We start from the raw sequence: 14,444 nt of genomic DNA on the forward strand, positions 1-14,444 counted from the left end.
CTGCCGGTGCGCTGCTGGTCAGCTCCATGGGGGCATGGAAGCACGGGGGCCGGACAACCGGCGGCATTGACGGCGCGGCGCTGCCCGGACGGGGGAGGCCGTCACTCGACCCCGGCGTAGCTGTGCAGCCCGCTGGAGACCAGGTTGACGAAGGTCAGGTTGAAGATCATGACCGCGAGGCCGACCACGTTCACCCACGCCGCCTTGCGCCCGCGCCAGCCCGGCGTCGTGCGCGCGTGCAGGTAGGCGGCGTAGACGACCCAGGCGACGAAGGACCAGGTCTCCTTCGGGTCCCAGCCCCAGAAGCGGCCCCAGGCCGCCTCGGCCCAGATGGCGCCGGCGATGACGGCGAAGGTCCAGATCGGAAAGCCGAGCACCGCGGTGCGGTGGGCGACGCGGTCGAGGGTGGCGGCCGCGGGCAGCCGGGAGACGACGCCGGTGCCCTCGTCCGCGCCGGGGCGCGACTTCACCAGGTAGAGGGCGCTGGCGATGCCGCTGACCATGAAGATGCCGAAGCCGAGGATCGCCGCGGTGACGTGGATGGCCAGCCAGGAGGACCGCAGCGCGGCGACGACGGGCGCGGCCTCGGTGTAGAGGCCCAGCCCGATGGCCACCAGCGAGAGCACGACCGGGCCGAGCACGAAGACGCCGATGTGCCGCAGGTTGGGCGTGCGCACCGCGAGCACCACGTACGCCACGACCGCGACCAGCACGACCGCCGTCGCGAACTCGTACATGTTGCCCCACGGCAGGCGGTCGGTCGCCAGGCCGCGGGTGACGAGGATGCCGGTGTGGGTGAGCGCGCCCAGCACGGTCAGCCCGATCGCGGCGAGCCCCCACCGGTTGCCCCGCGGCGTCTCGCCGGCCGGGACCTGCTCGGGGGTGCCGCCGCCGGAGCCGGCGCCGACGGCGGCCAGCTCGCGGGTCCGGGACACGCGCCGGCCGAAGGCGAGCTGCGCGCAGAAGGCGAGCAGCGCGACGGAGTAGATGGCGACGCTCACGGAGAAGAGGCTGTCCGACAGCTCGGCCAGCGACGGGTCAGTCACGCGGGGGGACCTCCGGATCGGGTGCGGTGCGGGCGGGCGGGGCCGCGGCCAGCGCGTCCCGCAGGTCGTCGGACAGGGCCTCGAACCGGGAGCCGCCCTCGCCACCGCCGCGCGTCAGCGACGCCAGCGTGAGCACGGTACCGCCGCCGCCGGCGGCCGGTTCGGCCCGGGCGAAGACGCGCTCGCGGCGGAGGAGCAGCATGCCGAGCAGCCCGCCGAGCAGGGCGATGGCCGCGCCCAGGACCCACAGCTGGCCGGGATCGTGGGAGTACTGCAGGGCGGCGAACTCCTTGACCCCGGTGAAGGTGACCCGGGTGCCGTCGGGGAGGTCCAGCGTCTCCCCCACCGACAGGTTCGCGGCACCGACCTCGGTGAGCCGGCCGCGCTCGATCTGGCTCTGGTCGATCGAGTAGACCGACTGCGGCAGGCCGGAGTCGAGGCCGAGGTAGCCGGAGTAGGCGATGAGCGCCACCTGCGGCGCGAGCGGCCGCGGGTCGACCGAGGTGAGCACGCCACCCTGCAGCAGGCCGGTGGGGGCGAGGAACCCCTCCACCGCCAGCTGCTCCTCCTGGCCGGGGACGTCGGGCAGCTTGAGCGCGCCCTCGCTGGCCATCGTCTGCTGGTCGGTGGGCAGGAAGGGCACGGTCAGGTCGGTGAACGTCGTCCCGTCCGGCACGGTGACGGTGAACGTCGGGCTGAAGCCGTGGCCGGTGACGTAGACCCGGTCACCGTCGAGGCGCAGCGGGTCGTTGACGCCGATGGTCCGGGAGCGCTCCTCTCCGGCGGGGGCGCCGTAGCGGATGTCGGCGGTGAACGAGGCGGCGGTGAGGTTCTCCTCGTACTCGGCGCGGAACTGGTCGAGGTCGACGCAGAGAGCGTTGAGGTCGCCGCTGTCGACGAAGGGGCCCGCGGAGTAGGTGTCGTACTGCTGGAAGGAGTTGCAGAAGCCCTGCCCCTCGGTGACCAGGATGCTGCCCTCGTAACCCCACAGCTTCCCCCCGGCCAGGCCGAGCAGGAGGGCCAGCAGGGAGAGGTGGAAGACCAGGTTGCCGGTCTCCTTGAGGTAGCCCTTCTCGGCCGAGAGCTCCGGCCCGCGCGCGCCCTGGCGGCGGACGACCCGGAAGCGGCGCACCCGCAGCTCCTCCTCGACGAGGTCGAGCGCGGCGCCGGGGGCCGCCGGCGCGGTCAGCCGCCCGGAGTCCGGCAGCCGCAGGAGGTTCCGCGGTGCCGGCGGCGGCGGGGTGCGCAGGGACCGTGCGTGCTCGGCGGCGCGCGGCAGCACGCAGCCGATCAGCGACACGAAGAGGAGCAGGTAGACCGCGGCGAACCACGGCGAGCTGAAGACGTCGAAGAGGTAGAGCCGGTCGAGCACCGGAGCGAGCTCGGGGTGGTCGGCGAAGTACTGGTTGACGTTGTTCTGCGACAGCGCCCGCTGCGGCAGGAGCGACCCGGGCACGGCCGCGAGCGCCAGCAGGAACAGCAGCACGATCGCCGTGCGCATCGCGGTCAGCCGCCGCCACCAGCGCAGCAGCAGACCGCCCAGCCGCCGGCCCGCCGAGGGCCCGGGGGGCGGGGCGGGTGCAGCCGGCCGCGGGGGTGCCTCGACGCTCACAGCGCCGAGTCCCCGAAGCCGGTGGCCGCCAGCCACGAGCGCAGCCAGCCCATCATCTCGGCCCAGGCGCCGGTGAGCAGGAGCAGGCCGATGAGGACCAGGACGGCGCCGCCGAAGCGGGTGACGGCGCGGGCGTGCCGGCGCAGGAACGAGGTGGCGCCGACGGCCCAGCGGGCGCCCAGCGCCACCAGCAGGAAGGGGACGCCGAGGCCCAGGCAGTAGGCGACGCCCAGCAGCGCGCCGCGCCCGGCGGTGGCCTCGGAGACCGCCAGCGAGTAGACCGCGCCGAGGGTCGGCCCCAGGCAGGGCGTCCAGCCCAGGCCGAAGACGATGCCCAGCAGCGGGGCCCCGGCGAGCCCGGTGACCGGCCGCGCGCGGAGCCGCTTGGTGCGCTGCAGCAGCGGCAGCCAGCCGAGGAAGCCCAGCCCGACGACGACCGTGATCGCCCCGAAGACCCGGTTGAGGGTCTCGGCGTGCTCGACCAGGAGCCGGCCCAGCCCGCCGAACGCGGCGCCGAAGGCCACGAAGACGAGGGTGAAGCCGAGCACGAACAGCAGCGCGCCGAGCACCACCCGACCGCGGGGCGCGCGGTCGTCCACCGGCGCGCGCACCGCCGTCGCCGTGCCACCCCCGGAGGGCGCGGGTGCGGCGGCCGCGGTCCGGGTGCCGCTGCCGACCAGCCCGGTGACGTAGGAGAGGTAGCCGGGCACCAGCGGCAGCACGCAGGGCGAGGCGAAGCTGATCAGCCCCACGAGCGCGGCGACGCCGGCCGCCACGAGCAGCGGCCCGTCGGTGACCAGGCCGGCGAAGGTCTCCCCCACGGTCAGGCCCCTTCCGCCAGCAGCAGGTCCAGGGTGCCGCGCAGGTCGTCCTGCTGCACCGCCGCGGTGTACACGGCGGCCACCCGACCCTGCCGGTCCAGCACCACGGTCGAGGGGATCGCGTTGGCCGGGTAGTCGCGGAACGCCAGGGCGACCTCGCCGCGCGGGTCGAACAACGACGGGAAGGTGATCTCCCTGCCGTCGAGGAAGGCCTGCGCCAGCTGGCGGTCGTCCTTGACGTTGATGCCGAGGAACTCGACCCCCTCGGCCCCGACCTCGCCGTAGACCTCCTCGAACTCGGGCGTCTCCACCCGGCAGGGCGGGCACCAGGAGCCCCAGAAGTTGATCACCGCGATCTCGCCGTCCAGCGTCGTCGACTCGAAGGCGCTCCCGTCCAGCAGCTCGCCGGTGAACCGCGGCGCGGCCTGCCGCTCGTCGGCCGGGATGACCTCGCCGGCGGGCGTGCCGGCCACGAAGCGGAACTCGCCGCCGTTGTTGACGTCGACGGCGTCGGAGCCGGTGCTGCACCCGGCGAGCAGCGCCGTCGCCAGGACGGCCGTGAGCACCTTCCTCATGCGCCCGGCACCGCGTCGGGGTCGGTGGCGCCGGCCGGCTCGGCGTACGCGACGCCCACGAACCGGTCGTCCTCGTAGGTGAGCGAGGTGACGCTGGCCAGCGAGCACTCCCGGCGGCGGGGGTCGTGGGCGAAGCGGCGTCCCTCGACGTGCAGGCGGGTGGTCCAGATGGGGAGCTGGTGGCTGACCAGCACGGCCTCGTGGCCGCGGGCGGTGTCGCGGGCGGCCTCGACGGCGGCGATCATGCGCGCGGCGATCTCGACGTACGGCTCGCCCCAGGAGGGCTCCATGGGGTTGCGCAGCTTCCACCAGTTGCGGGGCGCCCGGAAGACGCCGCCCCCGCGGCCGACGACCGTGCCCTCGAAGGCGTTGCCCGCCTCGATGATCCGCTCGTCGACGGCGACCTCCAGCCCGGTGGCCTCGGCCAGGGGGCGGATGGTCTGCCGGGCCCGCTCCAGCGGGCTGGACACCAGGTGGACGACGTCCCGGCCGCGGAACCACTCCGCGGCCGCGACCGCCATGGCCTCGCCGGCGGCCGACAGCCGGTAGCCGGGCAGCCGGCCGTAGAGCACGCCGGCGGGGTTGTGCACCTCGCCGTGCCGGAGGAGGTGGACGACGGTCGTGGTCACGAGGAGCGCTCGCTGTCGATCGCGCCGGTGCGGTGGGCATCGGCCTCGGCGGCGGCGCGGGCCGCCGCGGGCAGGGCCTCCAGCACGCGGTCGAGGGCCTCGCCGTCGAGCTGCGCGTTGACGAACCAGGCCTCGAACGCCGACGGCGGGAGGTACACCCCGCGGGCGAGCAGCGCGTGGAAGAAGGCGGTGTAGCGGGAGACGTCCTGCGTGCGGGCGTCGTCGTAGTCGCGCACCTGCCGCTCGTCGGGCACGAAGAAGATCGAGAACATGTTGCCGGCCTGCTGCACCCGGTGCGGCACACCGGCGGCGAACAGCGCGGCGCTCGCGGCCCCGCGCAGGACGGCGGAGACCTCGTCGCAGCGGGCGTAGACCTCGTCGGTGCAGTTCCGCAGCGTGGCGAGGCCCGCCGCGACCGCCACCGGGTTCCCCGACAGGGTGCCCGCCTGGTAGACCGGCCCGCTCGGCGCGAGGTGGTCCATGAGGTCGGCCCGCCCCCCGAAGGCCGCCGCGGGCAGCCCGCCGCCCATCACCTTGCCGAAGGTGAACAGGTCGGCGTCGACCGGGTCCAGGCCGTACCAGCCCGACCGCGAGACCCGGAAGCCGGTCATGACCTCGTCCAGGACCAGCAGCGCGCCGTGGGCGGCCGTGATCCGGCGCAGCTGGGCGTTGAACCCGTCCAGGGGAGGCACGACGCCCATGTTGCCCGGCGCCGCCTCGCTGACCACCGCGGCGATCTGCGCCCCCCGCTCGGCGAAGACGGCCTCGACGGCGGCGACGTCGTTGTAGGGCAGCACGATCGTGTCGGCGGCGGCCCCGGTGGTGACGCCGGGGGTGTCGGGCAGCCCGAGCGTCGCGACCCCGGAGCCGGCCGAGGCGAGCAGCGCGTCGACGTGCCCGTGGTAGTTGCCGGCGAACTTGACCAGCAGGGGACGGCCCGTCGCGCCGCGGGCCAGCCGCACCGCCGAGAGGACCGCCTCGGTGCCGGAGTTGACCAGCCGGACCCGCTCGACCGGCGCCACGCGGGCCCGGATCTCCTCGGCGAGCTCCAGCTCGCCCTCGGTGGGGGCGCCGAAGGACAGGCCCCGGCGCGCGGCGGCGGTGACCGCCTCGACGACGGCGGGGTGCGCGTGGCCCAGGATCATCGGCCCCCACGAGCTGACCAGGTCCACGTAGCGCCGCCCGTCGGCGTCGGTGATCCAGGGACCGGAGCCCTGGGCCATGAAGCGCGGCGTGCCGCCGACGGCGCGGAAGGCGCGCACCGGGCTGTTCACCCCGCCCGGGGTGATCTCCTGACCGCGGGCGAAGAGGCCGGCCGAGACCGGGGCCTCGTAGGTGTAGGGCGGGCTGTCCAGCGAGGTCACGTCCCCAGTGTCCCCTCTGCGCCGGGCGACCGTTCGGAGGCGTGGCGCACACCCGCCAGCAGGGCCCCCCGCAGCGCCGCGGGGTCGCGGGTCGGGACGAGCACCGTCCGGCCGTCGGTCAGCCGCAGCGGCAGCCCGGTGCGGCCGCGTGGCAGCGACCAGCCCCCGCCGAGCACGGGCGCGCCGGCGTCGACCCCGGCGTCGGCCTCCCGCAGCGCCGTCGCGTCGATCTCGCGCAGCGGCACCTGCTCGCGGCCCACCGCCAGGCCGTCGGCGTCCACCCGGACGGTCCACACCCGGCGGGCGGAGAGGCAGCCGATGGCGACGACGCCGGGCACCGCGACCAGCGTGACCACCCAGACCAGCGGCGGGACGTCGGGCCCGGGCAGCACCAGGTCCCAGACGACGAAGAGCGCGAGGACCCCGGCGACCAGCCAGAACGGCCGCCAGGAGCCCCCGGGCTCGACGTACGCCATGTCCCCGACCACCACCGGGTCAGCGGGTGAGCAGCCGCGCGGCCTCGACGGCCCAGTAGGTGAGCACCTGGCCGGCGCCCGCGCGGCGGATGGCGACCAGCGTCTCGAGGATCGCCCGCTCGCGGTCCACCCAGCCGTTGGCGGCGGCCGCCTCGACCATCGCGTACTCGCCGCTGACCTGGTAGGCGCTCACCGGCACCTGCACGGCCTCGGCGACGCGCGCCACGATGTCCAGGTAGGGCAGCGCCGGCTTCACCATCACCGCGTCGGCGCCCTCGGCCAGGTCCTGCGCCACCTCGCGCAGCGCCTCGTCGGCGTTCGGCGGGTCCATCTGGTAGGTCGACCGGTCGCCGAACTGCGGGGCACCCTCGGCCGCCTCGCGGAACGGGCCGTAGAAGCCCGAGGCGTACTTGGCCGCGTAGGCCAGGATCGGCACCTCGGTGAACGCGGCGCTGTCGAGCCCGGCGCGGATCGCCGCCACCTGGCCGTCCATCATCCCGCTGGGGGCCACCAGGTGGGCGCCGGCCTGCGCCTGCGCGATCGCCACGGCGGCGTACCGGTCGAGGGTCGGGTCGTTGTCCACCACGCCCGCCGGGGTGACGACGCCGCAGTGCCCGTGGTCGGTGTACTCGCACAGGCAGAGGTCGGCCATGAGCACCAGCTCGTCGCCGAGGTCGGCCCGCAGGTTCTGCAGCGCCACGTTGACCACCCCGTCGGCGGCGTCGGCCTGCGAGCCGACCGGGTCCTTGCCCGACGGGATGCCGAAGAGCATCAGCCCGCCGATGCCGGCCTCGGCCGCCTCGTGCGCGGCCTTCCGCAGCGAGTCCTGCGTGTGCTGGACGACGCCGGGCATCGAGCCGATGGACACCGGGGCGTCGATGCCCTCCTTGACGAAGACCGGCAGCACCAGGTCGGCCGGGGCCACCCGGGTCTGCGCGGTCAGCCGCCGCAGCGCGGGCGTCGACCGCAGCCGGCGCCCGCGTGCGAAGCCCGGGTTCGCGCCCTGCACGTGTCCCGCCCCGCCACCCGAGCCGGTCACTTCCCCTCGCCGCCCTCCGCCTCGCGCAGCGACAGGGCGTACTCGGCCAGCGCGTCGACCAGCGGCGCGACGGCGGCCGTCTCCGGCTGCACGTCGACCCGCAGCCCGAACTCCTGCGCGCTCGCGGCGGTCGCCGGGCCGATCACCGCGACCACGGTCTTGGCGTGCGGCTTGCCGGCGATGCCGACCAGGTTCCGCACGGTGCTCGACGAGGTGAAGCAGACGGCGTCGAAGCCACCGCCCTTGATCGCCTCGCGCACCGCCGCCGGCGGCGGGGCGGCCCGCACGGTCCGGTAGGCGGTGACGTCGTCGATCTCCCAGCCGCGCTCGACCAGCCCGGCCGCGAGGGTCTCGGTGGCGATGTCGGCGCGGGGCAGCAGCACCCGCTCGATCGGGTCGAGCACGTCGTCGTACTCCGGGAAGTCGGCGAGCAGGCCCTGGCTGGACTGCTCACCCGTGGGCACCAGCTCCGGCTGGATGCCGAAGTCCCGCACGGCCTCGGCCGTCTGCTCGCCGACGCAGGCGACCTTCACACCGGCGAAGGCGCGCGCGTCCAGGCCGAGCTCGACGAACTTCTCCCGCACGGCCTTCACCGCGTTGACCGAGGTGAAGACGATCCATCCGTAGCGGCCGGTCACCAGGCCCTTGACGGCGCGGTCCATCTGGGCCGGGCTGCGCGGCGGCTCGACGGCGATCGTCGGCACCTCGACCGGCACGGCCCCGTAGGCGCGCAGCCGGTCGCTCATCTCGCCGGCCTGGTCCTTGGTCCGCGGCACGAGCACCCGCCAGCCGAACAGGGGGCGGCTCTCCCACCAGGACAGCCGGCCGCGCTTGTCGACGGCGGTGCCGACGGTGGCCACCACGGGCCCGCTCAGCGGGTCCAGCCCGGCGGTCTTCTCCGCCACGGCGGAGAGCTTGGTGACCAGGCTCTTCTGGCCGGTGCCCGAGCCGCCGGTCGTCACGACCACGGGGGTGCTGCCGGAGAGGCCGCCCTCCACCAGGCGCACAGCGGCGTCCGGGAGCTGGTCGGCGGTGCCCTGCAGGACCAGCGTGCCACCGGCCGCCGCGGCGGCGCCGGCCAGCGCGGGGAGGTCCACGCCGCTGCGCAGGTCCGCCGTCACCGCGGTGCTGCCCAGCGCGACCCCCGCGAAGGCGGGGACGGCGGTGGCGGTGGCGACGCCCGGCACCACGTCGAAGGGCACGGAGGTGCGCCCGACGGCGAGCACCTCCTTGACCACGTCGTCGGAGGTGTAGGGGTCACCGGTCACCAGCCGGACGACGACGGCGCCGTTCTTGGCGGCCGCGACCGCACCCTTGGCGACCTCGGCGGGCTCGCCGGACACCGGCGTGAGCTCGGTCCCCGGGTTGGCCTCGCGGACGGCGTCCTGGACTGCGGCGGGGACGTCGGGGTCGACGAGGACCACCGCCGCCTCGGCCAGCGCGGCGCTCGCCCGGGCGGTCAGCATGCCCGGGTCGCCCGGGCCGGCGCCGACGAACACGACCCGGCCGGCGTGGCCTGCGGTCTTGCGCAAGCGCGTCATCGCGTGCTCCTGATCCTGGCCCGACTGCGTCGGGCGTCTGGTATGGCCCGAGGCGATCGGGCGTCTTCTGGGGTCTGGGTGGGGCGGGGGGTCACTCGCCGGCCGCCATGAGCGCGGCCGCGCCCCGGTCGAGCAGCTCGGCGGCGAGGCCCCGGCCGAGCGCGGCGCCGTCGGTCAGCGGCCCGGTGGCCGACCCGCGGAGGGAGTCGCTGCCGTCCAGGGCGGTCACCGAGGCGCGGAGGAACAGCTCGGGGCCGCTCTCCCCCTCGGCGACCTCGGCGTACGCGGCGACCGGGGCGCTGCACCCGGCCTCGAGCGCGGCGAGGGTGGCGCGCTCGGCCGCCACGCAGGCGCGCGTGGCGGCGTCCTCGAGCCGGCCCAGCAGCTCCCGGGTGCGGGCGTCGCTGGTGCGGCACTCCACGGCCAGGGCCCCCTGGGCCGGGGCGGGCAGCACCTGGAGCGGGTCGAGGGTCTCGGTGATCCGGTCGGTGCGGCCGATCCGGCTCAGCCCCGCCCGGGCCAGGACGACGGCGTCCAGGTCACCCGGGCCGCCGGGCGAGCCGGCCACGCGGCCCATCCGGCTGTCCACGTTGCCGCGGATCGGCACGATCTCCAGGCCGAGGCCGAGGGCCCGCAGCTGCGCGACGCGGCGTGGGGCGCCGGTCCCGATGCGCGAGCCGGGCGGCAGCTCGCCGAGCGTCAGCCCGTCGCGGGCCACCAGGGCGTCGCGCGGGTCCTCCCGCACCGGCACCGCGGCCAGGTTCAGCCCCGGCTCGGGCGCGGTGGGCAGGTCCTTGTAGCTGTGCACCGCCAGGTCGATCTCGCCGTCCAGCAGGGCGCGGCGGATCGCGGTCACGAACACGCCGGTGCCGCCCAGCTGGGCGATCGCCGCCGAGGAACGGTCGCCCTCGGTGCTGATCAGCACGAGCTCGACCGGCACGCCGGTGGCGGCGGTCAGGGCATCGGCGACGGCCTGGGACTGCGTCCGGGCCAGCACGCTGGCCCGGGTGCCCAGCCGCAGCGGGACGGCGGTCCCCGCCACCGGGGCGGCGGTGACCTGCACGTCGGTGGCGGTCATGCCGGGCCTCCCGGGCGGTCGGGGTCGACGGTGACGGCGTCGGCCAGCCGGCCGGCGCCGGGGGTGACGTCGGCGTCGATGCCCAGACCGAACAGTGCCCGCAGCGCGCCGGCGTAGTCGGTGCCGCCCGGTGTGGCGGCCAGCTCCTTGACCCGCACGGTGGGCTCGTGCAGCAGCTTGTCGACCACGCGGCGCACGGTGCGCGCGATCTCCGCGCGGGCCCGGCCGTCCAGGTCGGGCAGCCGGCCGGCCAGGCGGAGCAGCTCGGCGTCCACGACCTCGGCGGCCTGGCTGCGCAGCGCGGAGACGGTGGGCCCGACCTCGGCGGCCTGCCGCTCGGCGCGCAGCAGCGCCGTCTCGGCCTCGATCATGGCCCGGGCGGCGCTGATGTCGTCGGCCGCCACCGGCCCCGCGGTGGTCTCGCCGTCGTGCCGCTCGCCCTGCAGGAGGGCCAGGTCCACGACGTGCACGCCGGGCAGCGCGGCCACGCCGGGGTCGACGTCGCGGGGCAGGGCCAGGTCGATGACCACCAGCGGCCGGTCGCCCCGGTCGGTCATCGCCTGCGCGACGACGTCGGTGCCGACGACCAGCCCGGTCGCGCCGGTGCAGGTGAGGAGCACGGCGGCGGCGGCGAGCTCCTCGCCCACGCCGGTCAGGGGAACGGCGCGGCCGTCGACCGCCTCGGCCAGCCGCCGGGCGGAGGCCGGGGTGCGGCTGCTGACGACCACGTCGGCGCCGCGACGGGCCAGCGTCGTCGCGGCGAGCGCGCCCATGGACCCCGCGCCGACGACGAGGACGGGCCGGCCGGCGAGGGCGCCGATGCGGGCCTCGGCCCGGTCCAGGGCCACGGAGACGAGCGAGGCGCCGGCCTGGTCGATGCCGGTCTCGGAGTGGACCCGCTTGCCCACCCGCAGCGCGCGCTGGGCGACCGGGTGCAGGGCGCGGCCGACGGTGCCCTCCTCGCGGGCGAGGGCGTAGGCGGCGCGCAGCTGCCCGAGCACCTGGGTCTCGCCGACGACCATCGAGTCCAGCCCGGCGGCCACGGTGAACAGGTGGGCCACGGCCTGGTCCTCGTAGTGCACGGTCACGTACGGGGAGAGCTCCTCCACCGTGGCGCCGGCCTGGCGGGCCAGCACCCGGCTGACGTCGGTGACGCCGCCGTGGAAGCGCTCGACCTCGGCGAACACCTCGACGCGGTTGCAGGTGGCGAGCACCAGGGCCTCGCTGACGTGGTCGCTGCCGACCAGCTCGTGCAGCGCCTTCACCCGCTCGTCGGGACCCATCGCGAACTGCTCCAGCAGCGCGACCGGTGCGGTCTGGTGGCTCACGCCCACCGCCAGGAGGCTCATGCTGACTCCTCCCCCACGGGCACCCGCTGGTGGCCGAGGAAGGCCAGCACCTGGAGCTCCACGGAGAGGTCGACGTGGCGGACGTCGACGCCCGCGGGGGCCGACAGCGTCACCGGCGCGAAGTTCAAGATGCTCCTCACCCCGGCCGCGGCGAGCCGGTCGCAGACCTGCTGGGCGACGTCGGCCGGCGTCGCGATGACCCCGATGGAGGCCTGGGTGGCCGCGACCACCGCGTCGAGGTCGGCCACGTCCTGCACGGTCAGCCCGCCGATGCGCTGGCCGACCCGGCTCGGCGCGGCGTCGAGGAGGCCGACGAACTCGAAACCCCGGCTGCCGAAACCGGCGTAGTCGGCGAGCGCCGACCCCAGGTTGCCGATACCCACGAGCACGCATGCGCGGGAGCGCTCGGCGCCCAGCACGCGGGCGATGCGCTCGCGCAGGGCGCGCACGTCGTAGCCGACCCCGCGCACCCCGCAGGAGCCCAGGTGCGACAGGTCCTTGCGCAGGCCGGCCGGGTTGACCCCCGCGGCCGAGGCCAGGTCGCCGGAGGAGACGGTGGTCCGGCCGCCGTCGGCGAAGCTGGTCAGCACCCGCAGGTACACGGCCAGACGGGCGACGGTGGCCTCCGGGATCGACCGGGGCCGCGGCTGGATCACGGGCTCTCCACAGCGGTCGCGCCCGGGGGCCCGGCGGGCGCCGGGGGCGGGGCTACGACATCGGGGACGCGGGCGCACGAAGCGCTCGCGACAGCCACGGTAACCGCTTGTGAACGCAGGAACAAAGTCGCCGGGGCCGCATCGGCCCATTGACCTGGGCCGATCGGGTCACAGATGTGGTGGAGACCACGGTAGCCGCCGGGCCGCCGCCACCCGGACGGGGGGTGGGCGTCGGAGCCCGGGCCTACACCCCGAGGTCCCGCCGCAACCGGGGGACGTCGAGCGTGAAGTAGGAGTGCTCCCGGCCGTCGAGCAGCAGGACCGGCACCCGGTCGCCGTACTCGGCCTGCAGCTCCGGGTCGGCGTCGACGTCGACCTCGACGACCTGCAGGCCGGCGTGCGCGGCGAGGGGGGCCAGCTGCTCGGCCGCGGTGAGGCAGAGGTGGCACCCGTCGCGCACCAGCAGCTGCAGGCGCTCAGCCATCGCCGGCCTCGCCGGTGGCGGCGGGCACCGTCTCGTCGGCGTCGCTGTCGGCGCCGGTGAGGCCCAGCTCGCGGAGCCGCGCCCGGCTGACCTTGCCGGTGAGCGAGTGCGGCAGCGACGGGAGGAAGTGGACCGACGTCGGCACCTTGTACCGCGCCAGGGACTCCGCGGCGTGCGCCTGCAGGTCCTCGACCGCGAGCCGCTCCCCCGGCGCCAGCACGACGACGGCCTGCACCGCTGCCCCGGTGCGCGGCTCGGGCACACCGATGACCGCGCTCTCCGCCACCGCGGGGTGCTGGTCGAGGACCCGCTCCACCTCGGCCGGGTAGACGTTGAAGCCGCTGACGAGGATGAGGTCGCTGCGCCGGTCGACGAGGTGGAGGTCGCCGTCGGCGTCGCGGTAGGCGAGGTCGCCGGTGCCCAGCCACCCGTCCGCGTCCGGCCCGTCGGCGCCGTCGGGCCAGTAGCCGGAGAAGAGGTTCGGGCCGCGCACCCAGATCTCCCCCGGGCCCTCGTCGGCGCCGTCCTCGCCCCCGTCGCCGCCGGCCGGGTCGGCCGTGGGCGGTGCCGCGAGGGCGGTGTCGCGCAGCGCGAGCTCCAGCCAGGGCACCGGGCCGCCGATGCAGGCCGGCTTGGCCCGGCCGGTGGCCAGGGTGCTGGCCACGACGGGCGCGGCCTCGGTGAGGCCGTAGCCCTCCCACACCGTGACGCCGGCGCGCTCGCGCATCGCCGTCCACACCTGCTCGGGCAGGGGCGCGGCGCCGGCGGAGGCGATGCGGACGGCGGCGAACGCGCGGCGGAGCTCGGCGTCGGGGTGGTCGGGGTCCTCGAGGTTGTCGGCGTCGGCGACGGCCAGCCACGCCTGGTACATCGGCGGCGCCCCCGGGACGGCGGTGACCTGCTCGTCGGCCATCAGCGCGAGGCACGCGCGCGGGTCGAAGGTCTCCTGCAGGACCGCGCAGGCGCCGGTGGCGGCCACCAGCCCGAAGCCGGCGTTCAGCCCGTAGACGTGGAACAGCGGCAGCACCAGCAGCACCCGGTCGTCGGCGCGGACGGGCGGCGGCGTCATGGCCAGGCACTGCTCCTGGTTGGCCCGCAGCGCGCCGGAGGTGAGCATCGCGCCACGCGGTCGGCCGGTGGTCCCGCTGGTGTAGCAGAGGAAGGCCAGCGCCGCGGGGTCGTCGGCCACCGTGGGCGACGGCCCCTCGGCCTCGGGCGGCCCCGGGCAGACCGGGACCCCGGCCAGCGGGTCGCGCACGCCGGTGGCGACGAGCAGCGCGGCGCCGGAGTCGGTGAGCACGTGCTCGAGCTCGGGGTCGGTGTAGGCGGTGTTCACCGGGACGACCACGAGGCCCGCACGCAGCCCGCCCAGCACCGCGCGCAGCCAGTCCACCCCGTTGGGCAGCTGGACGGCGACCCGGTCCCCCGCGGTCAGCCCACGGCCGGCGTACCCCGCCGCGACCCGGTCGGCCGAGGCGTCGAGCTCGCCCCAGGTCAGCCGGCGGTCGCCGGCCACCACGGCCAGGGCGTCCGGGTCGCGCTGCGCGGCCGCACGGACGAGCGCGGCCAGCGAGGTGCCTGCCTCGGACACTGCATCTCCTGTCGTCGGTGCGGCACGCAGCCGGTGCCCCGGCGTGCGCTCGGAGGCGCGCGGGGGCAGGCTGCCGTGGACGGCCAGGGGCGATGTTGTCACCATGGGGGCCGCGCCGCAGCCCCCCTGCACGGTTCCGGCGCGCCCTGCGCACGAGAACGGTCCAGGCACAGCGGGCCGATG

14 protein-coding genes are annotated in these 14,444 nt (G+C 76.2%); all 14 read right to left on the bottom strand.

Annotation, left to right across the window (positions count from 1 at the left end; genetic code table 11):
• Positions 1-101: 101 nt before the first annotated feature.
• The 14 genes from ccsB to ACI79P_RS04080 all read right to left on the bottom strand — a co-directional run bounded on the left by ccsB (position 102) and on the right by ACI79P_RS04080 (position 14,261).
• Positions 102-1,046, bottom strand: a complete 945-nt coding sequence (gene ccsB / locus ACI79P_RS04015) for a c-type cytochrome biogenesis protein CcsB (protein WP_456579733.1) — start codon at positions 1,044-1,046, stop codon at positions 102-104.
• On the bottom strand, positions 1,039-2,658 hold the full coding sequence (resB, locus tag ACI79P_RS04020; RefSeq protein WP_456579734.1) for a cytochrome c biogenesis protein ResB: 1,620 nt from the start codon (positions 2,656-2,658) through the stop codon (positions 1,039-1,041). Before resB ends, ccsB begins: the two co-directional genes overlap by 8 nt.
• Positions 2,655-3,479, bottom strand: a complete 825-nt coding sequence (locus ACI79P_RS04025) for a cytochrome c biogenesis CcdA family protein (RefSeq protein ID WP_456579735.1) — start codon at positions 3,477-3,479, stop codon at positions 2,655-2,657. The genes resB and ACI79P_RS04025 overlap by 4 nt, the downstream gene beginning before the upstream one ends.
• A 2-nt stretch (positions 3,480-3,481) precedes the next feature.
• Positions 3,482-4,054, bottom strand: coding sequence for a redoxin domain-containing protein (locus ACI79P_RS04030; RefSeq protein WP_456579736.1), 573 nt, complete (start codon positions 4,052-4,054; stop codon positions 3,482-3,484).
• Positions 4,051-4,683 carry a histidine phosphatase family protein gene (locus tag ACI79P_RS04035; protein ID WP_456579737.1) on the bottom strand — a complete coding sequence of 211 codons (633 nt, stop codon included), beginning with the start codon at positions 4,681-4,683 and terminating at the stop codon, positions 4,051-4,053. The genes ACI79P_RS04030 and ACI79P_RS04035 overlap by 4 nt, the downstream gene beginning before the upstream one ends.
• Positions 4,680-6,047, bottom strand: a complete 1,368-nt coding sequence (gene hemL / locus ACI79P_RS04040) for a glutamate-1-semialdehyde 2,1-aminomutase (RefSeq protein WP_456579738.1) — start codon at positions 6,045-6,047, stop codon at positions 4,680-4,682. Before hemL ends, ACI79P_RS04035 begins: the two co-directional genes overlap by 4 nt.
• The gene (locus ACI79P_RS04045; protein ID WP_456579739.1) at positions 6,044-6,523 is read right to left on the bottom strand and encodes a hypothetical protein; all 480 of its coding nucleotides are present in this window, start codon (positions 6,521-6,523) and stop codon (positions 6,044-6,046) included. The genes hemL and ACI79P_RS04045 overlap by 4 nt, the downstream gene beginning before the upstream one ends.
• Before the next feature lie 19 nt (positions 6,524-6,542).
• Positions 6,543-7,562 (bottom strand): porphobilinogen synthase, encoded by a 1,020-nt coding sequence (gene hemB / locus ACI79P_RS04050; protein WP_456579740.1) that lies wholly within the window; start codon positions 7,560-7,562, stop codon positions 6,543-6,545.
• Positions 7,559-9,103, bottom strand: coding sequence for a uroporphyrinogen-III synthase (locus ACI79P_RS04055; protein WP_456579741.1), 1,545 nt, complete (start codon positions 9,101-9,103; stop codon positions 7,559-7,561). The genes hemB and ACI79P_RS04055 overlap by 4 nt, the downstream gene beginning before the upstream one ends.
• Positions 9,104-9,194: 91 nt before the next feature.
• A complete protein-coding gene (hemC, locus tag ACI79P_RS04060) occupies positions 9,195-10,181 on the bottom strand; it encodes a hydroxymethylbilane synthase (RefSeq protein WP_456579742.1) in 987 nt (328 codons plus the stop codon).
• Positions 10,178-11,530 carry a glutamyl-tRNA reductase gene (locus ACI79P_RS04065; RefSeq protein WP_456579743.1) on the bottom strand — a complete coding sequence of 451 codons (1,353 nt, stop codon included), beginning with the start codon at positions 11,528-11,530 and terminating at the stop codon, positions 10,178-10,180. Before ACI79P_RS04065 ends, hemC begins: the two co-directional genes overlap by 4 nt.
• Complete coding sequence (locus ACI79P_RS04070; protein WP_456579744.1) at positions 11,527-12,186, bottom strand: redox-sensing transcriptional repressor Rex; 660 nt, start codon at positions 12,184-12,186, stop codon at positions 11,527-11,529. Before ACI79P_RS04070 ends, ACI79P_RS04065 begins: the two co-directional genes overlap by 4 nt.
• 244 nt (positions 12,187-12,430) lie before the next feature.
• Entirely contained in the window at positions 12,431-12,670 is a 240-nt protein-coding gene (locus ACI79P_RS04075) for a glutaredoxin family protein (RefSeq protein ID WP_456579745.1), read from the bottom strand.
• The gene (locus ACI79P_RS04080; protein WP_456579746.1) at positions 12,663-14,261 is read right to left on the bottom strand and encodes an AMP-binding protein; all 1,599 of its coding nucleotides are present in this window, start codon (positions 14,259-14,261) and stop codon (positions 12,663-12,665) included. The genes ACI79P_RS04075 and ACI79P_RS04080 overlap by 8 nt, the downstream gene beginning before the upstream one ends.
• Positions 14,262-14,444 lie beyond the last annotated feature (183 nt).

The sequence above is a fragment of the Blastococcus sp. SYSU DS0510 genome (genome assembly GCF_054050835.1).

Coding starts and splice junctions, on each gene's coding strand:
- ACI79P_RS04075 (WP_456579745.1), bottom strand. CDS start 12,670: ATGGCTGAGCGCCTGCAGCTGCTGGTGCGCGACGGGTGCCACCTCTGC.
- ACI79P_RS04045 (WP_456579739.1), bottom strand. CDS start 6,523: ATGGCGTACGTCGAGCCCGGGGGCTCCTGGCGGCCGTTCTGGCTGGTC.
- hemC (WP_456579742.1), bottom strand. CDS start 10,181: ATGACCGCCACCGACGTGCAGGTCACCGCCGCCCCGGTGGCGGGGACC.
- ACI79P_RS04030 (WP_456579736.1), bottom strand. CDS start 4,054: ATGAGGAAGGTGCTCACGGCCGTCCTGGCGACGGCGCTGCTCGCCGGG.
- ACI79P_RS04065 (WP_456579743.1), bottom strand. CDS start 11,530: ATGAGCCTCCTGGCGGTGGGCGTGAGCCACCAGACCGCACCGGTCGCG.
- ACI79P_RS04055 (WP_456579741.1), bottom strand. CDS start 9,103: ATGACGCGCTTGCGCAAGACCGCAGGCCACGCCGGCCGGGTCGTGTTC.